Source organism: Clostridium beijerinckii, from assembly GCF_018223745.1.
Taxonomy (GTDB): Bacteria; Bacillota; Clostridia; order Clostridiales; family Clostridiaceae; genus Clostridium; species Clostridium beijerinckii.
This window is the reverse complement of the sequence record NZ_CP073653.1, coordinates 3,012,153-3,037,018: the sequence shown is the minus strand read 5'-3', so window position 1 is coordinate 3,037,018 and position 24,866 is coordinate 3,012,153. Positions and strand designations below refer to the sequence as shown.

Here is a 24,866-nt window from a genome sequence, read left to right as displayed (position 1 = left end):
ATAATATAAAGTCAAAAAGAATTGTAAAAACAATCTTATTAAAGGAGATTTAAATTTGGGACTAAAAGACAGAGCGAGAAAATTAAAATCAGATATACCTGCCGTATATATATCATTAAGAAAGAAGGAAACACCAGTAATTGCAAAAGTTTTTGCTATGATTACAATTATATATGCGTTATCACCAATTGATCTTATACCTGATTTTATACCAGTTATAGGTTTGCTAGATGATATAATTTTACTTCCAATACTTATTGCAATAACAATAAAATTTATACCAGAAGAAGTACTTAGCAAATGTAAAATTGAAGCAGAAAACTTATGGATTAGCGGAAAACCTAAAAGGTGGTATTTTGCCATACCGATTTTATTAGTATGGATAGCGTTAATATTTCTAACATTAAAACTTATTTAAATGAAACCTTATTAAAAATAAATGAATGTTCAATGTTTCAATTAAATATTCTTTTAAAGAAACATTGTTTTAAATAAAACTTTTTTACAATTTAAAATGTAAATTATCCAGCCATGTTTAGTAATAGAAAAGAGTTTAGAAATTTAGTATTTAACTTTTTGATGTAAATTACAAGAATATTTGGTGGTTAAGATGATATTCCTATATTATAATATTAGGTTAATTAAACCCCAATATGCATAAATCGATATGCCACATTATTCATAATGAGTTTTGTGGCATTTTTTGCAATGCTAATAATATTTTTGCCTTTGGATCAATTTCTATTGAAAAACAAAATTTTCCAAAAAGAAAAATATAAAGTAAAACATATAGCTAATATAGTTACAAAACACGAAAACTACAAATGTGAAGTTAGCCCATTGATATTTGATACATTAATTGATAGGATTTTTATCAAAACTACTGACAAGATAGTGAAAAACCTACATCTAAGAGATAAAGATTTTTGGGTTAATGATAATTGTAATGGCTGCAGATTATGTGAAAAAATTTGCCCTGTTAATAACATACAATTTAATATTAATAAGCCAGTATGGAAACATAATTGCGAGCAGTGTGCAGCTTGTATTCAATACTGTCCAAAAGAAGCAATTCAATGGAAAACGAAAACTAAGAAAAGAAGAAGATATAGAAATCCTAATATAAGTATTAATGAACTTATATGGTGTTAGTATTAAGATTTATTTATAATATGACAGCATGTTGTCATATTTAGCAATTTATAATGATTATGGAGGTGTTGATTTTGAAATATGAATGGAGAAAAGAGGAAAAAGAGATCTATCTGCCAAGAGAAAAACCAGCTTTAGTTAAAATTCCTAAAGCAAAATATTTCTGTATTAAGGGAAAAGGGAATTCGAATAATGGGGATTTTTCTAATAGAATTGCTGTATTATACTCTCTTGCTTATGCAGTAAGAATGATGCCTAAAAGTGGTTTTATACCTAATGGATATTTTGAATATACTGTTTATCCGTTAGAAGGATTATGGGATATGACTGAAAGCGGTAAGAGTAGTAAGGTATTTAATAAAGATGAACTGATATATACAATAATGATAAAACAACCATATTTTGTAAACGAAGAAGTAACAGAGAAAGCCTTTGAAATTGTTAATAAGAAGAAGCCAGATAAATTATTAGAAGAAGTTTATTTTGATGAAATAGAAGATGGATTATCAGTTCAAATGCTACACATAGGTTCTTATGATGCTGAACCAGAAACTTTTAGTAAGATGAAAGACTATATTAACGAAAATAATTTGAAGATTAGAAGCTTAGTTCATAGAGAAATATATTTATCAGACGCTAGAAAAGTTGAAAGAGATAAATTAAAAACAGTATTAAGATATACGGTAACTAAATAATAAACTTAAATTTGTACAAGAGGTAAAATCAATAATTATTTATACAATAAAGGAGAAATACTATGGCATATAAATTGAAAGATATAACAATAAGAACAAATAATTCTGATGAGGGAATAAAAATGATTGATGAACTATGGGGGGATATTGTAAGTGGTAAATTACCTCTTCTTTTTGATAGTGAACATATACTTCAAAAAGATGCTTCTCCAATTTCAAAATATAGCAACTATTCTAGTGATGAAAGAGGGGATTATGACCTTACAATAATGAATGTAACACCTGATTTTTTTGAGAAAATGGAAATGAAAGTGAGAACAGGCCTATATAAAAAATATGATGAAAGAGATGAGGATGGGAAAATAGATGTGTGTGCAAAAAAAGCATGGGAAAAGGTATGGAGTGAGCAAAAATTAGGAGATATAAAGAGGGCATTTTCGGAGGATTATGAAATCACTGTTCCTAGTGAATACGCAAAAGATGGAAATGCACATTGTTATTTATATATTTCTGTTCAGTAAAATAAAAAATAAGTTGAAATACATTTTAAAGCATTATATTATGAATTCAGGCACCGGTGTACATTATTAATAAAGAAGGTAAAGTATGGACATTAATATTGAAATGATACCAGAATATGAAATTGCTTATATAAGGAAAGTAGGTCCTTATGGTTTAGAAAATGTGCAAGTAATGGAAAAATTGAAAAGCTGGGCTGAAGAAAATAGCTTATTTAATGAAAGGTCAATAATCCTAGGAATAACTCAAGATAATCCTGAGATTACAGAACCTGCAGATTGCCGCTATGATGCATGTCTAGTTGTTTCTGATGAATTTGATTTTGAAAGTAAGAATATTAACATTGGAAAAACTATTGGTGGAAAATATTGTGTGTTTAAAATAAATCATACAGTAGATGCTATACAAAAAGCATGGCTTGAAATATTTTCGGAGTTATCAAAAAGAAATTATAAAATTGATGATAAAAGAAAGATTATTGAACGTTATACCATGCAAATGATAAGTAACCATTATTGCGAGATTTGTGTGCCTATATTATAAAAAAATATTCAGTGAATAAGCAGTCTATAAAGTTAGAAAATGCTGTATATAATATACATCTATCTGTAGTCAATAATGAAATACTTACCTAATATGCTATAATTAGTTTATTAAAATTTTATTTTGCATATAAAGGGGGATTAATTATGATAGTAAAAAGTGTAACAATTTATGTAAAACAAGGTCACATAGAAGAGTTTATTAAAGCAACTAAGGAAAATAAAAATAATTCATTGAAAGAAAAAGGAATTATATGCTTTGATTTTTTTCAATGCAAAGATGATTCAACTAGGTTTTTACTTTACGAAGGCTATAAATCAGAAGACGATGTGAACAAACATATGGAAACCGAACACTTTAAAAAATGGATAAATACAGTTGAACAGTTGTTTTCAGCTCCGAGAGATAAAGCTACATACATTCCTGTTCCTTAAATAGTAGAAACGTTAAATGTAGAATGGTTGCTCTATTTTGTATTAATAGATAAAAATTTATATTAAATATACTCCTAGGCATTGAGACGTAGTAAGAATAAATTAAGCTAAGATTTTCTTGAATTTAGAAAATCTTAGCTTTAAATATGTTACCTCAAATATCAATAGAATTCAAATCTATTTCAATATTATCATAAATATTAAACTGATTCTTATAACTAAAATAATATCATTAAAAATGCTTTTGTAATCATTTCATATACATATCCTTCTTAAAATTATAGGGTTTTATCACATAATATGGTAAAATTGAAATGTTTAATAAGAATTATAATTAAAGAAAGGAGAAAATATGACCGAAATTATAGTGATTTTTGCATTAACACTAATAACGCTTAGCGCCATATTCTTGGATATCACGAAAAAATTAAATTTGCTACATAAGATTTTAATGTATATATATTTTATATTTGCGCCACATATTGTTGCGTTAGGATATTTTTTAATCCAACATAGCAAATTTGGACAAGATAATGCTATATACAGATGGACTATTTTAACGGAGATAATTATTTTTATTCTATATATTTTTATAAAAATAAACATAATTCCAAATAATAAAAAGCAAATAGTAAACTTTAGATTAAGAATAATGTTAGGCGGAAGATGTCTTGTTTTATATGGATTATATACAGCATTTGTTCAAATTATTATATATTTAATAGGAAATACAATAATGCAAAGATTAGCAATTCCAGAACATATATTAGTAATTGATAGTATTATTGTTATGTTAAACATTATTATTTTAATTATCAATGGAATGCTAAGAATTTTATGTACTTCAAGAAGATTAAATATTGTAAAAAGACTTATAGTAGGCTTTTGGAGTCTTATTCCAATCGTAAATATTTTTGTGATGTTATATGCTTGTCACATTGCAGCAATAGAATATGATCATGAGTGTTATAAAGTAATTAATCATGAAGCGCGTGTTGATTCAGAAGTATGTAAAACAAAATATCCTCTTGTATTAGTTCATGGTGTAGGTTTTAGAGATTTAAAATATATTAATTACTGGGGCAGGATACCTAAAGAGTTAATTCGTAATGGAGCCACAGTTTATTATGGAAATCAGGAAGCTTGGGGAACAGTTGAGTATAATGCAGAAGATATAAAAAATAAAATATTAGGTATATTGAAAGAAACAGGATGTGAAAAGGTAAATATTATTGCACACTCAAAAGGTGGACTAGATTCACGTTATATGATTAGCAAATTAAAAATGGGAGATTACGTTGCATCATTAACTATGATATCATCTCCACACAGAGGATGTAAGTTTGTTGATCTTGCTTGCAAAATTCCTGATAGAATTTATAAATCCATTGCAAGATTTTTTGATAAGCGTTATAGATTTCTAGGTGATAAGAATCCTGACTTTTATACTGCAAGCAGACAGTTTTCAACGTATCATAGTAAAAAATTCAATGAAGAGGTAAAAGACGTAGATGGGGTGTATTATCAAAGTTACACATCTGTAGTTAGAAATATATTTAGTGATTATGTTGTTGTAATACCATATATTTTAGTAAAGTTAACAGAAGGTGAAAATGATGGTCTGGTATCTATTGAATCTGCTAAATGGGGAGAATTTAAAGGGGTATTGAGAAATAAACGAAGGCGTGGAATCTCTCATGGAGATATTATAGATCTAAGAAGAGATGACTATAAAGACTTTGATGTAATAGAAAAATATGTGGAAATTGTATCAGATCTTAAAAATAAGGGTTTTTAGGTAGTATTATAAAATTTATATGAAGCATTATAGCTTATAAATAAAGGATTAAAAATACTAAGGCAGGTTTAATTAACTTCGCTTAATATTTTTAATCCTTTATATTTTAAACATTTTTATTTTATCGCCTAAAACCAATATTTATTACTTCTTAAACGTGTCATTTTACAAGTATATTCTGATTCAAACTTTAAAATTTTGTATTATTAAAAAAATCTAAAAGCAGCAAATACTAATAATATTATTATAACTGGAATAGACAAAATAGATGCCATTATACGTCTACCAATTTTACTTCCAAAATTAATAGTGCTTCCTATACCATTTCTCTTATCAACAGATTCAGATGGATTATCTGGATTATAGTAGAAAACTCCAAGTTTCCAATGTCTAGGGTCATCATCTTTATTCACTAGAAATACATCTCCTTATATTTATATACAAATAGTTAATTTTATATTTTTTTAATTATATACCTTTAATTGTAAATATTCAAATGTCTAATGTATCTACATATAAATTTTGAATATTGATTTTGAAAACAGGATGCAAAGCTAAAAATATACTAATTTCATAGTGTATTTACCAAAAAGACTCTGTAGAGATTATTCTATAACTAATAATACTGTACAAGGTTTTAAAATTTTGATGAACAATTATTAATAGTCAAAAATGAGAGTATAGCACCAATACTAGGCGTTACTGTGAAATATAAGTATTCCGTATACTCTCATTATTTCTAATTCATTATTAAAATAAGTAATCGTTCTAAATCAAATATTCTGCTCGTATTAAACATTTCCTCAAGGTCATAAAGGGTTTTTTCTGAATTTTCAACTTCCTTAGAATACATATGCATTATGTCTATTTGATCATTTATATCAAAGTTATAATTATTATCAATCCAGCGTACTACATTTAACTCTTTAATAATGAGATAACTCATGACAGCTAGTGTAACTTTAGAGCATAATTCTTCATCAAAAATAGCTTTCATAAAATATTGGAATATAAAATATACCATTAAGTGTTCATATTCATAGGTTCTAGTTTTATAATATTCATTAAAAGCATCATATTGTTTTTTATAAAAAGTAACATTGTCTATTTTATAAAAACAGTCAATAGCATGATCTAGTATTTGTGGCCAGTTATCATTAATAGGATTGAGATTTTTATACACATTCATACATTTAAGCATATTTTTATACTTATAAGATTGTTTTGCTTTATACTTATCAAACTTATTAAGAAGCTCTTTCTTATAAGATCCGCTAGAATATCTATTTACTATATTTTTAATTTTTGATAGTTCATTTTTATTTATTTCTTCTTGAATATCATGAGCAAAATTAATTACTAATGCAATCCTATGATTTAAATCTATAGATCGGTCTTGTAGAATATCTAAGGCCATTTTCCTAGCTGATATTAGCTGCATGGAAATATCAAAATTTATATCATCATATGGGTTTTCCTCTTCATAATCGTCTGAAACTTCAAAAGTAATTGGCTTAGGACCTTGAAGAATTAATCTTGCAGCCTCAGGACAGGACAAAGATACCCCCATCTCACGTAAATTACTGTATTCCTCTATTAACCTTGGGTATGTCTTGCATGTATAACATAAGCTTTTTTCTCCAAGTTCAGTATAGATATCACAAAGGTTATTTTTATTTAAAAACGGGCAGTTATTATTTTGTAATACAAAACCAGGCTCTCCATCTTCATATAATATTAAATTTGATCTTAATCTTTCACCAAATTCACCACTTACATTGTTATAATTCTTATATGTTTCATCATCAATTATAATTTCCCACCCAGCACAACAAGTATCAGTACATTTTGAAGCGATGCATTTAAAATCTTTATAATAATGGGGTACTATTGTTTTCATGTAAATTACCTCTTATGTTTATTAATTAGGGCATATAGAAGAAAATAGACACATATAAAAAGAGTAGCTATGATACAATACGGAACTTTTCTGATATAAGAACATCCCATAGTGTCATTGACTTGTTATTTACTTGAATATGCCCGAGTTCCATTATAATATACCACTTAATTGAGTATTGAGAAAAGTATTTTAATGAGAGAACAATGTTTTGTGGAATAATACTTGTTTGATTATATGGATAATTTTTTAACTGCAAAGAATAAAAGGATAAATGAAATTACTTTTGATTTTCATAAAATGTCCCTTAGAGATAAAATAGTGGAGAGTGCAGTATTTTTGAATAATGATTGATATTTAGAGAAGTATTGTATTGTGGGTTAGCTACATATTAGGAAAATTATTGCATTTTTATATGCAAAAGGTCTCCTTTTATCTAGCAGATTATTTTTATATAATAATAATATAAGAAATAGGAGAGTGGAGTTCAGATGAGATTTAGTCAGATAATGAGTGACTTCATAGACAATGAAGATTACTGTTCAATTGAATATTTTATTCATAAATACAAAGTATCTAAAAGAACAATTCAAAGTGACATTTCATATCTCATGAGAATTTCGGCAAGCAAAGGATTTGAAATACATACAAAAAGGGGAGTGGGGTATTTATTAGAGGTTAAAGACGATGAATTATTCGAGAAATTTCTTAAAACTTTAGATGAAAACATTGTTTTTAAGATAAAAGAAAGACCATCTCAAATACTGGCATTTTTATCAGTCCAAAATGAATACATTTCAATGGATAAAGTTGCAGACACTTTTCAAGTTTCTAAAACACTGATCAAGCATGATGTTAAAGAGGTAGAGGAACTAGCTAAAGGTTATCATCTGGCTTTGGAAAAAAAGAGCCATCATGGAATAAGAATAGTTTCTTCAGATAGAAATCTTAAAAAATACTTATGCCAGGAATATCAAACTAAAAACGTATTTGTTAGAATGGCAGTTGACGGTGTTGTAATGGACTTTTCACATGTTGAGTCCCAATTGATAAGACAGATGAACAAAGAAAAATTAAATATTAATTATAATGAGCTATTAAATATGATAGTTTATCTAAAGTCCATGATATATATTTCACTAAAAGGAAATAAACAACCTGTCCAAGATTATGAATTTCATGAATCTAATCCTATTGAAAAAATTGTTGAATCATTAATTCATACAATGGAAAAGAAATATAAGGTATGCTTTGATAAGGATAGCGTTGAGGAATTGATAGAAGTTATGCAGAAAAATATCCATAGGAAAGATACCTATGTTTCTTTCACTGACAATTTGATTGATGATATAGAAGTTTTTTTGAAAAAAACAGATGAAACTTATGATACTCATTTTTTTGAAGATCAGGACTTGAAACGGCTTTTACTTTCGCATATATCCTTATTAGTAGACAGGCTTCACAATAAAATTTCATATAAAAATGCTCTGGCAAATGAGCTAAGTATCACATATCCCATGATATTTAATATAGCAATACAATTTTGTGATATTCTCCATGAAAAATATAATGTAGAATTTACCTTTGATGAGATAGGGTTTGTAGCTATGCATTTTGCAGCACATATGGTAAAGGAGAAACAGCTAAAGCTTCAATCTTACAATAAAATCTGCGTAGTATGCTCTTCTGGCGGTGGAAGCGCATATATGATTAAAATGCAGCTTGAATCCGTATTCCCAAAGGCAGAAGTCAAAACCTTCTCTTTTTTGCAGCAGGATGAGATGATCAGCTATAAACCAGATATTATTTTTACAGTTATACCAATATCTTATGATGCCCACATACCTATCATTTATATAAAAGAGCTCTTGGATGACAAAGATCTATATAGAATTAGGCAGATTCTTGAGTGTGATGATTATGATGCCTATACATTCATAAATGAAAATCCAATATACTATTCCTATTTCTCAAAAGAATTTTTCAATATAGCAGAAGATGATGATTATGAACATCTTATTAGAGATATGGCAGAAGACATTGAAAAGAAAGAATATGGCAAGGAAGAATATGCAGACTTAGTTATGGAACGGGAGGCATTTGCAAGTACCGTTTATTTAAACGGCGTATGCATACCTCATCCAATTGAAACAGATGCTTTAAGAAATGTAATATCAGTCAGTATATTAAAGAAGCCTTTTCTATGGCGGGAAAAAGAAGTAAGGATTGTTTTTATGATTTGTTTAAAAAAGGAACAGGTAGAAGTCTATAAAGATATTACTAAAAAGTTATATCAGCTTATGCAGGAGCCAAAATACTTGGAAAGAGTGATTCGTGTTAGATCTTTTGAAGAGCTTATGGCGGTGATGAAAGAGATGGGAGGTGCTAATTATGAATGATATTTTATTAAAAGCATTAAGTGATGCGGATAGTATAGCTTCAAATGAAAATGAAGTCAGGAAAATTTTATACAAGGAACTTGAAAAATATAGTGATGAGGTTTTTTGCGATAATATCGGAAGCGTTATATTTTATAAAAAAGGGAAAGGTGAGAAGCCACTGAAAATTATGTTCTGTGCCCATATGGATGAAGTGGGCTTTATAGTCCGCAGTATTTCTGATATCGGTTTTATCTATCTTATGGCTGTCGGCGGGGTGCAGGATAAAAGCAAAGAAATGCAGGTAGTTAGGTTAACAACCTTTACTGGCAAAAAAATAGAGGGACTGTTAAATGTTACGAAAGATAGTGAAGGAAATGTAAAAGATATGTACGTTGACATTGGATGCGACACTTTTGATGAAGTTAAATCATTGGGTGTAGAGATAGGAAATATGGTTTGCTTCGCAAGTGGTGCTAGACAATTATCAAATGAAAAGGTTTATATGGGAAAAGCAATGGATGACAGGGCTGGCTGCTATGTTATTGCCGAGGTCATGAAGAAGATGAAAGATGATTTGGAAAACGATATTTATTTCGTTGGCACAAGCAGTGAGGAAGTAGGAATCCGAGGAGGGAAAACTTCAACCTATATAATCAATCCAGACATAGTATTTGCTTTAGATGTAGCAAATAATCCAGAACTTACAAAAAATTATACAAATCATCGTCTTATTGGAAAGGGACCAATGATTGTGCATTATGATAAGACAATGTCCCCGAATATAAAGCTCCTAAGGTATGTCATGAATATGGCGGATGAAAAAGGAATTCCATATCAATGCGATATGTTTAGCGGAGGAGGAACTGATGCTGGAAATGCCCATTTAGATCGAGGAGGAAAACTATCATTGGTCTTAGGAATACCATTAAGATATTGCCATGGCGCATATTCTTTTGTCCATAGTGATGATTTGGAAAATTTAATTAAACTTGTATATGAGCTGTGTTATCGTTTAAAACATGAAAATTACGAAAAATTTATGGATTTTTTAGGAGGATATGAAAATGACTGAAGTAGAACAAAGCATTATTATGGAGATGATTTCTTCCGCAGGTGAAAGTAAGGTAAAATCTTTTGAAGCATTAAAAAAGGTAAAGACAAGAGAGTATGATGAGGCTCGTAAATTATTAAATGAAGCCAGAGAGGCAGATTTGGCTGCTCATCAAATTCAAACAAAGATTATAACTGCTGAATTGTCAAATATCGAAAATAAACCTGAAGTTGGGTTATTAATGGTACATGCACAAGACCATTATATGACTGCTCAATTAGCCAGAGATCTAATTGAGGCGTTAATAAATGTATTTGAAGAAAGGGAGGAAAAATAAAATGAAAATTGTATTATGCTGTGCAGGAGGTTTTTCAACAACTATGCTTATGGATAGTATGAAAAACACCATTAAAAAAAGTGAAAAACTTAAAGAGGAGGACTTTATATTCACTGCAATTCCTGTAGATGTTCTTGAAAGTGAAGTAGAAGGGTGTGATGCGGTTGTTGTAGGACCACAAATTGCACATAAGTTGGATTATATTAAATCAATTATTGATCCACATGAGATTCCTTATGTTGTTGTAGATAAGGAGACTTATGGCAAGATGGATGGAGCAACAGTATTAAAAAAAGTTCTTATAGAACGTAAAAAAGCTGATATGAAAAAAATAAAGTAAGGAGGTTGAATAATGTTTAACAAGTTTGAAGCTTTTATGAGCAAGTACTTAGCGCCACTTGCTAACAAGATGGATAAAGAAATTCATTTAAGTGCCATTAAAAAAGCCATGGTAGCTTTAATGCCTTTGTTAATTATTGGTAGTTTTTGTTTGATTCCAGAAGCCATCCCTAATATGATTGGTGAGAATAATCCAATATCTCAATGGATATTAGCTAATATTGATATTATTTATATTCCTTACAACGTAGGTATGGCACTGATGGCCTTATACGCTACAGCTTTTATGGCCTATCATCTTGCCAATTCCTACAAGCTGGATGTACCAGGGTGTATTAGTATGGCGGTTATTTCTTTCCTTATGATGACTGTTGATTATACAAAAGATGGTGGAATTATAACTAAATATTTAGGACCAAAAGGTCTGTTTGCAGCAATGTTTGCAGCAATTATTGCAGTGGAATTATATCGCTGGTGTAAAAAGAAGAAATTCACAATTAAAATGCCTGATTCAGTACCAGATTTTGTTTCAAGATCTTTTGAAATGATTCCAATATCAATTATTATTATTGGTTTCTTCTTAATTATACGTATTGTGTGTGTGAATGTGTTTAATATTATGCCGCCATTGATTTTTACAAGCATATTTGCACCATTAGTAGGGTCTATGGACAATCCGTTGTCTTATACATTCTTAAAGATGTTGCAATGTTTATTATTCTTCTTTGGAATTCATCCTTCTGTATTGAGCCCAATTACAACTCCAATTTCTACTCAATTCTTAGCAGAAAATATAGCTAACTATAAAGCTGGATTAGCCATGACCCATTTCTTCGCCCCAGGTCCAGAGTCTGCATTTGGTAACTTTACAGGAACAGGTATAACATTTGGTCTAGTATTCTGGTGCTTATTATCTAAATCAAAGGCCTTAAAGCAGATAGGACGTGTTGCATTAATTCCTGCGTTATTTGGAATAAACGAACCAATATTATTTGGTGCTCCAATTGTATTAAATCCTATATTTTTTATTCCATACGTTATTTGCGGTGGAATTATAGGGACTATCCCTGGTTGGATGATGAAATTTGGAATGTTAAGCTGTTCATTCTTTACACCTCCTTATGTGGGTGTTTTCTTAGAGGGATATCTTACTAATATGGATCCAATGTCCATTGTTGCTAATGGAATTCAATTAATCTTATCACTTGTTGTATGGTATCCATTTTTTAAGATATATGAAAAACGTTATCAACAAAAGGAAAAGGAAAATGATAAGAATAACATGTCTAAAGAAGATGAAGAAATCTTAAAGGATCTCGATTTGGACTTCTAAAAAGAAGGAGCTGTAGCACAAAGAATAAGGCACAATCAAAAAAATAACAAGTCAATTTGCTAGCCTATTTTCCATAATACTGCGTCGTCAAATTGCCCTAATAGGCCTGCTATGAGACCAATTTATCTCCTTGTCTGATGAAAAATATTCACAGCAACTTTAGACTTGTTATTTATTTTCATGTGCCTAAAATCACGATATATTGGATTAGATTTTTAAATCTTAAGACAACATATTGTAGTTAAATTTCTTAATGTGACAGCTCCTCATTTTTAAGGATGGTGATAATATGGCTAAAAGGATAGAAAAAATACATGAGTTCATGAATGATAATAATATTGATGCTCTGCTTATTAAAAGCAAAACTATGAAAAAATGGTTATCGACTATGACAGGCAGCGGATGCAATGTCTTAATCACTAAAAATAAAGGGTTCCTTATATTAGATGGGAGATATTTGACTGAGGCTAAAGAAAAAGAACATGATCTTGAAATCATTCTTCACTCATCTCATGGAATGGGATGTAATTATCTATCGGCAGCTCAAGATATATTGAAGAAAGAACATTGCCACAATTTAGGGGTTGAAGCTTCTCAGATGTTAGTTAAAGAATACAGAGATGTTGAAAAGATTGGTGTTCCGATTATTCTGCTAGATGAAGAAATAGACAATTTACGTATTGTTAAACAGCAGGAAGAAATAGATATCATGCAAGAGGCAGTTGATATAACAGACGATATTTATAAAAAAGTGCTCGCAAATATTCATGTAGGAATGGCAGAGTATGAAATAAGCGCTTTGGTCCAATATTATTCAATTGCACAAGGAGCGCAGCAAATGTCTTTTGATACAATTGTAGCAACTGGGGAGAGAACTGCTTTTCCACATGGCAGGCCAACTGGACGCAGAGTCAAGGCTCATGAACCAATTATGATTGATTTTGGGATTCAATATAAAAATTATCAGTCAGATATGACGCGCATGTGCTTTATCGGAGAGCCTGAACCTAAGATTAAAGAAATTTACGATATAGTTTTGAAAGCACAGCTGGTAGGATTGAACGCTATTAATGCGGGAGTTATTACTAGTGATGTGGATAAGGCTGCCAGGGATGTTACTACGAAAAATGGATATGGGCAGTATTTCAATCATGGCCTGGGTCACGGACTTGGAATCGGTGATGGCTGTGAATTGCCAATTTTGAATTCTACAAGTAAGACCATTTTAAAGGAACATATGATGATGTCCTGTGAGCCTGGAATCTATGTACCGAATATCGGGGGCGTTCGTATTGAAGATGATGTGGTTATCATTGATGGCAGAGGTGTTCCACTAAATAAAACTACAAAGGATTATATAATTTTGGAGGTGAAATAAATGAAATATAATTTTGATGAGGTTCATAATCGCTTGGGAACTTATTCTACACAATGGGATTATATTGAAGATCGCTTTCATAAGAAAGATTTAATACCATTTTCAATTTCAGATACCGATTTTATTATTCCAAAACCAATTACTGAAAAAATTCTTCAAGTTGCCAGCCATCAGATATATGGATATACCAGGTGGAATCATCATGATTTCAAATCCTCTATAACAGAACATTATAAGAGAAGATTTAATACATGTATTGAAGAAGATTGGATCTTATATAGTACAAGTGTTATGTATTCAGTATCATTATTAATCAGGCTGTTAAGTTCTCCAAAAGATAAGATTTTGACATTTAATCCTATGTATGATTCGTTTTTTACAGTTATAGAGGATAATGATCGCATATTGGTATCAAATGATTTAATTCATAAAGACGGTGTATTTGAAATTGATTTTGATTTGTTTGAGAAACAGGTACAGGACTGCAGAATATTGCTTTTATGCTCTCCACATAATCCAACAGGTATGATATGGTCAAAAGATGATATGAAGCGCATGATATTATTGTGTAAAAAATATAATACAAAGATAATTTCGGATGAGATACATATGGATATACAGATTGGACAAAAGAAACAAATACCGCTTTTATCTCATATCTATGATTATGATGAGTTATATACAGCATCTTCTTCCAGTAAAATATTTAATACTCCTGGTTTGATTGGTTCATATGTGATAATACCAAATGAGACGGTGAGAAATGATTTTTTATATCATACTAGGAAGAGAGATTTTTTGAATTCTGCAAGTATATTTGGAATGTATGCCACAATGGTAGGGTATATGCAATGCGATGATTATATCGATGAGTTAAATGACTATATTCGTGGTAATATGAAGCTGGTGGAGGACTTTATTAAGAGTGAGCTGCCAGACTTCAAATTTAAAAAACCAGATGCCACTTATTTGGCATGGATAGATGGAAGGGGAGTTCCATTCACATCTGAACAGATTCAGGATGCGCTAGTAAATGTGGGTGGAGTTGCTATTATGAAGGGCGAAACCTATGGGAAGAATGGTGCAAAATATTTGAGGATGAATTTAGGATGTAGTCGCTCAAAGGTTGAAGATGGGGTAAAGCGATTTAAAAAAGCCATGGATTATTTGTATTCAAAATAGGAGGAATGTTTTATGCATAAATCATGGAGAAAAGTAACATCATGGGTGGATAGGAAGCCGTCTAATGTGAGCATATCAAAACGGCTACTGGCTTACATCATAGATTGGTGTTTGGGAGGAATTATCTCAGGATTCCCTGCGGTCTTAATTTATAGAGCGGTGACAAAGAAAGGAGATATGTTTAGCAATCTCTATGTGTTTGCGAGTCTGGGATATTCAAACGGATGGGCATATTTAGCTGGTGGCCTATGTTTTATTGTAGCTCTAATTTATTATGTATATATCCCTTATAAAAAGTACCATGGTCAGACAATTGGAAAGCATTTTGTTAAGATTAAAATCGTAAAAACGGATTATTCAGAAGTAGATTTAAAAACCCTTTTAATAAGACAAATTGTAGGGATCATGGTGATAGAGGGAGCTGCAATTGTTATAACAAGTTATTTAATACAGCTACTTACTCTTGTGACCGGTTTTTATTTTGAATACTATCTTGGAATAGCAGCCAGAATTTTAACAATTGTGTCCGGAATCTTGGTTTTAAGTACGCTATCACATAGGGCTATTCATGATTATATTTCTGGAACAACGGTTGTATCAGAAAACGATTAGTATGTTTATGCTATTAATCTTTATCAAGTGAAACTTGATTCAGGTGAGGGGAAATATCAAGCTGAATCTTAGTTGAACTTATCTAGACATCATATGATGCACTTTTGGCAGCAGATCTTCTTTGAAAAGAAATATTAGGTTAAAAATGGAGATACAGAGGATATAATAAATTTATGAGAGTTTATGTGTAGTAAGCTCTCTTTTTTAGCAGTAAAATGTACAGAATTTATATTAAGTATCAAAATTATTAAAAATATTGGAATATGAAATACAACATTAAATGTTTATATTTAAGAAGAAAGCTATTCTAATTTGGGTACATGCAGCATACATGTAAGAATCAGTATTATTTAGAACATAACTGTTTTCATGTTAAATATATGGGAAATATTCCTTAGTTTGCTAGATAATGATATACTGAGAATAAGCGAGATGATGAGTAAAAATTTATCTTATAGCTAGCATCCGTAATACTCTCCAATATATGAAGATCCTCTTCCTTGCGTCAGATTAGGAAGTGATTCACACTAAATCAATTTTTGATGAGGTTAACTCATGAATGAGTTAACTAAGTGACCAAATTGTAAATTTGGACTTTCACTTATCTGCTTAAGTGTGAGATAACGGCTGCATGCTCCTGGATAAGTTCAACTAAATTCAGATGGAGTTTACCATAAAGGGGCACCAAGAAAACTCCACATGAAAAGTTTCACTTTATGAACATAGAGTTAGGGGGAGAGAAATGAGTATAACTGAAATATCAGTAAAAAGACCAGCAGCCATGTGGATGGCAGTAATCTTATTTATTGGACTTGGAATCATGGGTTATAAAAGCATGGGGGCAGATTTAATGCCATCTATGAATATTCCTGTTATATCAATAATGACAACTTATAATGGTGCTAGTGCAGAAGATATTAAGAAAGATATTGTAAAACCAATTGAAGATGCAGTTTCTGGAATAAGCGGTGTTGATGTTTTAAATTCAACTTCTGGAGAAGGCTATGGTACTGTTACAATAACCTTTAAAATGAGTGCAAATATAAATACCGCATATTTAGATGTCCAAAAGGCAGTTGAACTTGCCTCTGCAAGACTTCCTAAAGCCGCAGATAAGCCTATTTTATATAAAATGGATATGAGTTCCATACCTATGATGATAGTTTCAATAAATGGGGATGCCAGTTATGAGGAACTTTATAATCAATCTGATATCTTAAAGCAAAGATTAGAAAAAGTACCTGGGGTGGGAAGTATTTCATTGCTAGGTGCTGATAAGAAGCAATTGATGATAAAAATTGATAAAGCAACTATGGAGTATTATGGAGTGAACATTGATACTTTAATGGGCACACTGCAGGCGTCCAACGTTAATGTACCAGCTGGAGATATTAAACAAGAAGGCTTGGATCAATCTGTTAGAATTATTGGGCAGTTTAGTAGCGTTGATGCAGTTAGAAATCTATTAATACCAACAGGTAATGGAGTGACAATTCGCCTTGGTGATATTGCAAAAGTTGACTTAGAAGTTCCAGATCCTACCGTAGTAACAAGATTTGGTGGTAATAAGACTATAGCAATGATGCTAGGAAAGCAAAGTGATTCAAACGTAGTAGACGTTGCTGATTCTGTAAAAAAGGAATTAGAAGATGTAAAAAAGACACTTCCAAAAGGAACGGAAGTAAATATTTTAATGGATACTACTACGTTTATTAATTCTTCACTTACTCAAATAAAACATAATCTTGCAGAAGGTATCATAACTACTGCATTTGTACTTTATTTATTCTTCCGTAGTTTCCGTTCTTCACTAGTAGTTTTAATTGCAATTCCAACATCGCTGGTTGCTACATTTTTTATGATGTATCAGATGCACTTTACCTTAAACATGCTGTCTTTGATGGGCTTATCTCTTGTTGTAGGTACCCTGGTGGATGATTCTATAGTTGTTATAGAAAATATACAGCGGCATATGGATATGGGGAAAAATCCTATAGCTGCAGCCATTGAAGGACGTAAGGAAGTAGGAATGGCAGCAATAGCTATAACTTTATGCGATGTTGTCGTATTTGCCCCTGTTTCACTTGTGTCAGGTTTAGTTGGGCAGATGTTTAGAGAATTTGGACTTACAATAGTTGCAGCTACAATGTTTTCTCTAATTGTATCTTTTACAATTACACCAATGCTTTCTTCAAGGCTATTAAAAAATGAAAGCCTTAAAGAGGTGTTAGTAAAAAAAGAAAAATCTAAATTTTTAAGTAAAATAAATTTTAAATTTATTAAAATAATAAGTTCTAAATTCAGTAGAATAAATGCTAAAACAGAAGGCTCTTTTGAAAAACTAGTAGAAACCTATAGAAAAGCTTTAATATGGTCTTTAGATAATAGGAAAAAAGTTTTAGCTATAGTTGTTGCAGGAGTTGTGTTTAGTGTCATGCTTATTCCAATGGGGGCAATAAAGTCAGAGTTTATACCTATGGCGGATCAGAGTTCTCTTCAAATTAATGTGAAGCTTGCACCGGGATCAACTTTAAAACAAACGGATGAAAAGGTCTCTGAACTAGAAAAATATTTGCAAGAAACAAAAGAAGTAAAAAATTATTTTTCGCTTATTGGACATGATGGAGAAGCAACTGCAGATAAATCCATTGCTCAGATTTTCATTAACCTAGTTCCTAAGGATGAACGTAAAAAAAGTCAAAGTGAACTTGCAAGTGAGATTCGCAGATTTGGTAAAAATATGTCTGGAGTAGATTTAAATGTAGCAGAGTCATCTTCGTCTGGTGGTAGTGGTAAGCCTGTATCAATTAAAATAAAAGGAAATGATTCAGATACTATAAGAGATTTATCCAATGAAGTTGAAAAGTTACTAAATACAGTACCAGGAATCACTGATATAAGTAATTCTACAAGTTCAAGAAGCAGTGAACTTAGGGTGAATATAGATAACCTTGCGGCTACTCAGTACAATATTTCTACTACAAATATAGGAAGTGTTGTTAGAATGGCTCTTGCAGGAACCAATGTTGGAGTATACAGATCAAAGAATGAGGAAAATGATATAACACTTAAATTTGAAAACGGACAAATAAAGAGTGCTGAAGATCTTAAGTCTTTGAAAATTACAAATTCCTTAGGGCAGCAAATTCCACTTAGTCAAGTTGCTTCTATTCAAAAAATAGATAGTGCCCCTTCTATATCTAGAGAAGATAAACAGGATATGGTTACTGTTGAAGCTAATATTCAAGGAAGGGTTCTTGGAGAAGTTACCGATGATATTAATGCTAAACTAAAGGCTCTTTCGGTTCCTGATGGATATAGTATAAGCTTTGGAGGAAATCAAAAACAGATGGCGGAAAGTTTTTCTTCTCTTGGACTTGCTTTATGTGCATCCTTAGCTCTTGTTTATATGATTTTAGTAGTGCTTTATGAGTCCTTCTTAACTCCATTTATAAGAATGATGGCACTACCTTGTGCTATTATAGGAGCTTTTGGTTTACTGGCTCTAACTGGACAGACTTTAAATTTAATGTCAATAATTGGATTAATTATGTTAGAAGGATTAGCATCTAAAAATGGTACATTACTTATAGATTATACTAATACCCTTATGAAGAGAGGAATGAATTTAAGAGATGCTCTTATAGAATCTGGTGCTACTAGATTAAGACCGATAATCATGACAAGTGCTACCATGATTGTTTCTATGTTACCAGTTGCTTTATCCATGGGTGAAGGAACTGAAATGAAAAAGAGTATGGCTATAGTAATCATTGGAGGAATGGTTGCATCAACAATACTTTCACCAATTGTATTACCAATTATTTATACATTAATGGATGATTTAAAAGGAGTAGTATCTTTTAAAAAGAAGAAAAATCAAAACCTAGAGGGGGGCAGCACCTATGAAGTTTAAGGGTTTAAAGAAAAATAAAAAGCTTTTAATAATAGGGATAGTTTTAGTGATTATTGTGGCCATAATTATTTCTATCCTTGCCAAAAAGAAACCTGTAGAAGTAATGCAGGATGTTAAAAATGTAAAAACTCAAAAGATAACAACTGGAACTATTTCTACAATTGTAGAATATGCAAGTAACCTAAAGCCAGCAAAAGAGGTAATGGTTTTGCCGAAAGCAGGAGGAAGAGTTGCGACTGTGGATGTAAAGGTGGGATATAAAGTTAGTGTAGGTCAAACATTATTTACCTTGGATACAACAGATTATGCAGCACAACTTGAGCAGGCAGAGGCTGGAGTGAGTGCAGCTAGTGCTAACTTAGAAAGAACAAGCGACTCCGGGTTTACACAGCAATTATTGCAAGCGGAACAGTTGGTAGGAAAGTTACAAATCCAATATAATAGTGTAAAAGACAGTTATGACAGAGCACAAACTTTGTATTCAGCACAAGCAGTAGCTAAAAAGGATTTGGATGACGCAAAAGCTCAATATGATGCAATAGCTATAGACTTAAAAAATGCACAAGATAGCTTAGAGCTATTAAAGAGCAAGTCAGGGCCTCAAGCTACAAAAGCTGCTGAAGCACAGCTTGAACAAGCACAAGCAGGAGTGAGTGCCGTGCAAAATCAAATAAGTAACGCTACCGTTACTGCACCAATAGATGGAGTTGTGTCAGAAAAAGCTGTAGAAGTAGGACAACTTGCAAGTGCGCAATCAGGATCAGTTACTCTTATAGATTATAATAGTCTAAGTGCAGAAATAAATGTTCCTGATAAGATGCTTGAGAAAATTAAAGTAGGTCTATCTGTACCAGTTACTATAAATGCATTACCAGATTCAAAAATAGTTGGAGTAATAGATAATATCAGCCCAAATACAAGTTCTAAAAATAATTTCTACATTGTGAAGGTTAAAATTGATAATACTAATAACAATATACAGGCAGGTATGTTTGCTAAAATATCATTACCAGCTGAAAATAAGGACAACATCCTGATGGTTCCAAATGAAACAATCAAAATGGAGAATGGTGTAAATTATCTTTATGCAGTTGATAATGGCGTGGTTAAAAAGATATCAGTTGAAACAGGAATTTCAAATGAAAAATTTACAGAAGTAACAGGCAAAGTGCAAGATGGCATAGATGTCATTACTGAAGGCCAAAATTTATTAAGTGATGGAGAAAAGGTAAATATAGTACAATAGGAAAATGTGAATTTAATCAAAGATAGTTATAAAAATGAAAAGAGGTTATGTAGGATGCTGATATATTAATAAGGATAAACTTATGAATTTCTTTTCTTATGTTTGTAAACTGAGAGTTTTTTGTATTATATTTTAAATATAAGTTATGTTTTTTTATGATTCCAAGATTTTTTATAAAAATTTTTATTTTTTTGCAACACTTCTCTAAGTTGGATTGTATTACTAATATAAAGGCAATCAAAAAAATAACTAGTCCATCTGCCAGTCTATATTCAATCATGCTTTTTAGGCAGATAACACTAATATGTCCGGTCCACTATGAGTGATATCCGCTTTCTTGGCGAATGATATACCATGGCAATTTTGGACTTGTTATTTTCTTTCAAGTGCCTAAAATGAAAAATTAAGATGCAAGCACATAAAAATAAATACAATATTAGATTGTGGGAGCTTAGAAGGAGAAGATAAGATTATGAAAAAATTAATGATAGGTTTATTAACAGCAGTAACAATTGTGGGGATGTCAGCTCAAGCATTTGCAGCAGATGATATATCAAGACACAAATCTAATCCAGCGAATATTATTGATGATACTGTTCCAATATCAAACTATGCACCTAAGGATGTTGACATCAACAAGGTAGCAATATGTGGAAAAAATATTGAAATTGGAAGAAACGGAGTTTCAATATATAAGGGAAAAATTATGGTTCCGCTAAAATTTACGGCAGAGAGTCTTGGGTTTAAAGTTGAGCCAGATAAGGATAATAAAGTTATAAGCTTAGATAATGGTACAATTAAGACAAATGTTTATGTGGGACAAGATAGTTATTATTACTCAAGCAGCAAAGCAATAGGATTAACTATGATGCATGAATTAGGTGCAGAACCTATAATAGAGGATAATATGGTGTATGTTCCAATTAATTTTTATAATTTTCTATTCAGTAATCAAAAAACAGTAGGAAGCTTTTTTGTAAGAGATAAAGATGGACAATGGATTTATTCAGCTAATGGGGAGTTAGCAGTAGGATGGAAATTAATAAATAATAAGTGGTATTTCATGAATAATAATGGCATAATGCAAAGAGGATGGGTTCAAACTAATGGCAATTGGTACTATTTATTAAATAATGGAGAAATGGCTGCAGGCACAGTAACCCCAGATGGATATAAAGTAGATGAAAATGGAAAATGGGATGGTAAACCAGCTGCTACTGTAGTAAATAAACCTGAAGATGCAGATGATATAATAAGTCCTATTGAGAGATTTGATACTATAGACGAAGCACAAAAAGCATTAAAATTTAAGATTACAGTGCCAAAAGAATTATTAGGTAAATACAATATAAAATATATAAATACTATATCAAGAGATTTATTTCAAATATGCTATGTAAACAAACAAAATGACATCATATTTAGAATGGGACAAGGAACTTATGATATAAGTGGTGATTATAACAACTACAAAATCAATAATACTGTAAATATAAACGGAATCAATGTAAAAGTAAAAGGAGATGACAATCTTATTAAAGTTGCCGTTTGGAGCGTAAATAATATGTCATATTCTATCTCACTAAATGATGGTATGAAACAAGAGGATATTATTAATATTATAAAAAGTACTTTTTAGTTATACAGAAAATCAACACAAAGACCTAATTTGTGCCTCAAATGATAGAAATTCAATACATATTTCTTCATATGGATTGATGAAATTTTTACTGGAATGTTCGAAGAAGAAGGTTTTATCTATTTATGCATATGTCATAAACAAGTTTTAGAGATGCAATATCTAGGACAACCTCTATCTAAGGATATTTATTAAGATAAATTTCAAGTAACACCATAGCAAATATGTATCTGGTTTCTATCTAGAGGTACAAAACAGGTTTTGTAAAAAAATATAGATACATATTAACCAAGTTTTTGATTATATATTCTAGCAAATAATTTTTATTACATATTATTACAACAATTACAATTTAATAAATTAAGTTAATTAAAACTTGTATTAGAAAGAGATTTAAATAACAAGTAACATAAGTAGAGACATGAATAATAAGGAAGAGTTAATTTTGGGACTATGGATAAACAGTTTGAAATATAGATTTAAGCAATACTATAACGTTTCATATGGTATTTATTAGATAAAGATATTTAGTTGCTAAAATGGTGAAATCTACACCTTAGAATCTTCGGCGATATTTTCATAGCTTTTCGGAACAAAATATTTATGATTTCGGTAAGTTACCACATAAATTTAGTTTTAAAGTTGAATATCTACAATACATTGTTGTGCTACTGGATGGAAGGATGAGTTTTTTAATGAAAGATGTTTCATTGCGTACGGATGAAATTATTTCACAAGATTTAGATCATTATGGAGATATGCTGCTGAGGCTTGCATATTCATATATGAAAAATATATACGATGCAGAAGATGCTGTTCAAGATGTTTTTGTACAATTGCTTAAAAATATAGAGATATTTGAAAGCGACGATCACAAAAAGCATTGGCTTATTTGTGTTACCAGAAATATATGCAAAAATAAGTTGAAATCAGTATGGTTTAAAAAGCATGTAGAGTTAACTGATATGCCCTATTATGATGAATATAAAGATAACAATGTTTTAAATCAGGTTATGAAACTTCCACTGAAATATAGAGAAATTATTCATTTATATTATTATGAAGGCTATACTACGGTTGAAATATCAAATATAGTAAATAAGAAAGAAGCTACAGTAAGATCATTACTTAGCAGAGGAAGAAATATGTTAAAAATAGAGCTGAAGGAGGAGTATGATTTTGAGTAAGAAATATAAAGAAGAACTAAATAAAATAGTGATGAATGATGATATAAAAAAAAGAATACTCCAAAATGTTTTGGCTGAAAATAAAAATGATAACAATGAAGAAAAAGAAATAAAAGTTGAAACTACTATGCCAAAAGTAAAGAAATATAATGTTAAAAGAAATATGCAAATGGCGGCAGCCTGTGGTGCAATACTTATATGTTTAAGTGTAGCTAAAAGTTATCCTATGCTCTTCAAACATTCGTCTAATGATTTAGAACAGACTGAAGTGGAAGAAAATCATGAGGATAAGAATAATGACTTAAAATCTAGTGATGATAGTGAATTGATCTATAATAATGATAGTAAAGAAGCATCTGATAATGATCATAAAGAAGAGATAGCTGTAAATCAAAATAATAGAAATAATAATAAAAATGATAATAACTATAATAATGGCAGTAATCATGTGAACAAAAATACCAATAATGTCTCAAAAGCTGGACAGGAAAGAAAAGATAGCTCACAATCTAACTCAGGATCAGAGGAAAAGAAGAGGCAGACACCCGAGAATAAAAATAATGATAATAAAGCTACTGATAATAAGGCTATAGAAAATTCAAATACTTCTTCAAAAACAAATCATAACGATGATATTAATAATAAAGAAGAAAGAAATCCAACAAGCGTAGATCAAAAAACAGCTCCAGAAGATGTAAAAGAAAATAAAATATCAGAAGATAATACAGATGATAGTGTCTCTAGTACATCGGTTGTAATGGACAAAAATGTAGGTTATAGTCAAGAATATAAGACATTAGATGAAGCGGAAAAAGCATTGAATTTGAAAGTGAGTCAATTAAAAACATTGCCTACTGGATTTAAAGTAGAAAGTGTAAGTGTTATATCAAATGAACTGATACAAGTAGATTATAACAATGGTAATAGCAATATGGTTTTCAGAGCAGGTAAAAGCACTGATAATATAAGTGGAGATTATAATACCTACCAAGTCAAGACTACAGTAAAAGTAAATGGGATAGACGTAACTCTTCAAGGAAACAAAAATGAAGAGTATAACTTAGCAACATGGAAAGAGGATGATATATCATATTCAATTTCAACTGAAGATGGTATTAATGAAAAGACAATGTTAGATATGATAGTTTAACAACACTATTTTTTAAAGATTATGAAACCATGAGGTATCTTATAATGATACTTCATGGTTTTAATTTGCTTTGT

22 protein-coding genes are annotated in these 24,866 nt (G+C 30.6%); 20 read left to right on the top strand and 2 right to left on the bottom strand.

The window, feature by feature from the left end; all coding sequences use genetic code 11:
• Positions 1-55: 55 nt before the first annotated feature.
• The 7 genes from KEC93_RS13790 to KEC93_RS13760 all read left to right on the top strand — a co-directional run bounded on the left by KEC93_RS13790 (position 56) and on the right by KEC93_RS13760 (position 5,141).
• Positions 56-418 (top strand): YkvA family protein, encoded by a 363-nt coding sequence (locus tag KEC93_RS13790; RefSeq protein WP_077869850.1) that lies wholly within the window; start codon positions 56-58, stop codon positions 416-418.
• Positions 419-744: 326 nt separating this feature from the next.
• On the top strand, positions 745-1,152 hold the full coding sequence (locus KEC93_RS13785) for an EFR1 family ferrodoxin (RefSeq protein WP_241394818.1): 408 nt from the start codon (positions 745-747) through the stop codon (positions 1,150-1,152).
• Positions 1,153-1,226: 74 nt separating this feature from the next.
• Positions 1,227-1,847 carry a GyrI-like domain-containing protein gene (locus KEC93_RS13780; protein ID WP_077869851.1) on the top strand — a complete coding sequence of 207 codons (621 nt, stop codon included), beginning with the start codon at positions 1,227-1,229 and terminating at the stop codon, positions 1,845-1,847.
• Positions 1,848-1,909: 62 nt separating this feature from the next.
• Positions 1,910-2,368, top strand: coding sequence for a hypothetical protein (locus tag KEC93_RS13775; protein WP_023976402.1), 459 nt, complete (start codon positions 1,910-1,912; stop codon positions 2,366-2,368).
• Positions 2,369-2,453: 85 nt separating this feature from the next.
• Positions 2,454-2,909 (top strand): AraC family transcriptional regulator, encoded by a 456-nt coding sequence (locus KEC93_RS13770; protein ID WP_023976401.1) that lies wholly within the window; start codon positions 2,454-2,456, stop codon positions 2,907-2,909.
• A 146-nt stretch (positions 2,910-3,055) separates the two neighbouring features.
• Entirely contained in the window at positions 3,056-3,343 is a 288-nt protein-coding gene (locus KEC93_RS13765) for a putative quinol monooxygenase (protein ID WP_077869852.1), read from the top strand.
• 352 nt (positions 3,344-3,695) lie between these two features.
• The gene (locus KEC93_RS13760; RefSeq protein ID WP_039768537.1) at positions 3,696-5,141 is read left to right on the top strand and encodes a lipase family alpha/beta hydrolase; all 1,446 of its coding nucleotides are present in this window, start codon (positions 3,696-3,698) and stop codon (positions 5,139-5,141) included.
• Between the two features lie 206 nt (positions 5,142-5,347).
• Here KEC93_RS13760 and KEC93_RS13755 read toward each other — a convergent pair whose 3' ends face one another.
• Together KEC93_RS13755 and fliB are read right to left on the bottom strand one after the other, a co-directional pair.
• Positions 5,348-5,554: a DUF5808 domain-containing protein gene (locus KEC93_RS13755; protein ID WP_039768535.1), complete on the bottom strand. Its 207-nt coding sequence runs from the start codon at positions 5,552-5,554 to the stop codon at positions 5,348-5,350.
• Positions 5,555-5,880: 326 nt separating this feature from the next.
• The gene (fliB, locus tag KEC93_RS13750) at positions 5,881-7,041 is read right to left on the bottom strand and encodes a flagellin lysine-N-methylase (RefSeq protein ID WP_077869853.1); all 1,161 of its coding nucleotides are present in this window, start codon (positions 7,039-7,041) and stop codon (positions 5,881-5,883) included.
• A gap of 491 nt (positions 7,042-7,532) precedes the next feature.
• On the opposite strand from fliB, the gene KEC93_RS13745 reads away from it, so the two are divergent.
• The 13 genes from KEC93_RS13745 to KEC93_RS13685 all read left to right on the top strand — a co-directional run bounded on the left by KEC93_RS13745 (position 7,533) and on the right by KEC93_RS13685 (position 24,792).
• Positions 7,533-9,440 carry a BglG family transcription antiterminator gene (locus tag KEC93_RS13745; protein ID WP_077869854.1) on the top strand — a complete coding sequence of 636 codons (1,908 nt, stop codon included), beginning with the start codon at positions 7,533-7,535 and terminating at the stop codon, positions 9,438-9,440.
• Positions 9,433-10,494, top strand: coding sequence for an aminopeptidase (ypdE, locus tag KEC93_RS13740; RefSeq protein WP_077869855.1), 1,062 nt, complete (start codon positions 9,433-9,435; stop codon positions 10,492-10,494). The genes KEC93_RS13745 and ypdE overlap by 8 nt, the downstream gene beginning before the upstream one ends.
• A complete protein-coding gene (locus KEC93_RS13735; RefSeq protein ID WP_077869856.1) occupies positions 10,487-10,810 on the top strand; it encodes a PTS sugar transporter subunit IIA in 324 nt (107 codons plus the stop codon). The genes ypdE and KEC93_RS13735 overlap by 8 nt, the downstream gene beginning before the upstream one ends.
• Position 10,811: 1 nt before the next feature.
• Positions 10,812-11,150, top strand: coding sequence for a PTS sugar transporter subunit IIB (locus KEC93_RS13730; protein WP_077869857.1), 339 nt, complete (start codon positions 10,812-10,814; stop codon positions 11,148-11,150).
• A gap of 12 nt (positions 11,151-11,162) precedes the next feature.
• Positions 11,163-12,482 (top strand): PTS sugar transporter subunit IIC, encoded by a 1,320-nt coding sequence (locus KEC93_RS13725; protein ID WP_077869411.1) that lies wholly within the window; start codon positions 11,163-11,165, stop codon positions 12,480-12,482.
• Positions 12,483-12,771: 289 nt separating this feature from the next.
• Entirely contained in the window at positions 12,772-13,860 is a 1,089-nt protein-coding gene (locus tag KEC93_RS13720; RefSeq protein ID WP_077869410.1) for a M24 family metallopeptidase, read from the top strand.
• Positions 13,861-15,042 carry a MalY/PatB family protein gene (locus KEC93_RS13715; protein WP_077869409.1) on the top strand — a complete coding sequence of 394 codons (1,182 nt, stop codon included), beginning with the start codon at positions 13,861-13,863 and terminating at the stop codon, positions 15,040-15,042. It abuts the gene before it with no gap.
• Between the two features lie 12 nt (positions 15,043-15,054).
• Entirely contained in the window at positions 15,055-15,654 is a 600-nt protein-coding gene (locus KEC93_RS13710; RefSeq protein ID WP_077869408.1) for an RDD family protein, read from the top strand.
• Between the two features lie 742 nt (positions 15,655-16,396).
• Complete coding sequence (locus tag KEC93_RS13705; RefSeq protein WP_077869407.1) at positions 16,397-19,570, top strand: efflux RND transporter permease subunit; 3,174 nt, start codon at positions 16,397-16,399, stop codon at positions 19,568-19,570.
• A complete protein-coding gene (locus KEC93_RS13700; RefSeq protein WP_077869406.1) occupies positions 19,560-20,816 on the top strand; it encodes an efflux RND transporter periplasmic adaptor subunit in 1,257 nt (418 codons plus the stop codon). Before KEC93_RS13705 ends, KEC93_RS13700 begins: the two co-directional genes overlap by 11 nt.
• Before the next feature lie 472 nt (positions 20,817-21,288).
• Entirely contained in the window at positions 21,289-22,455 is a 1,167-nt protein-coding gene (locus KEC93_RS13695; RefSeq protein WP_077869405.1) for a stalk domain-containing protein, read from the top strand.
• 695 nt (positions 22,456-23,150) lie between these two features.
• The gene (locus KEC93_RS13690) at positions 23,151-23,642 is read left to right on the top strand and encodes an RNA polymerase sigma factor (protein ID WP_017210572.1); all 492 of its coding nucleotides are present in this window, start codon (positions 23,151-23,153) and stop codon (positions 23,640-23,642) included.
• Positions 23,629-24,792: a hypothetical protein gene (locus KEC93_RS13685; RefSeq protein WP_077869404.1), complete on the top strand. Its 1,164-nt coding sequence runs from the start codon at positions 23,629-23,631 to the stop codon at positions 24,790-24,792. Before KEC93_RS13690 ends, KEC93_RS13685 begins: the two co-directional genes overlap by 14 nt.
• Positions 24,793-24,866 lie beyond the last annotated feature (74 nt).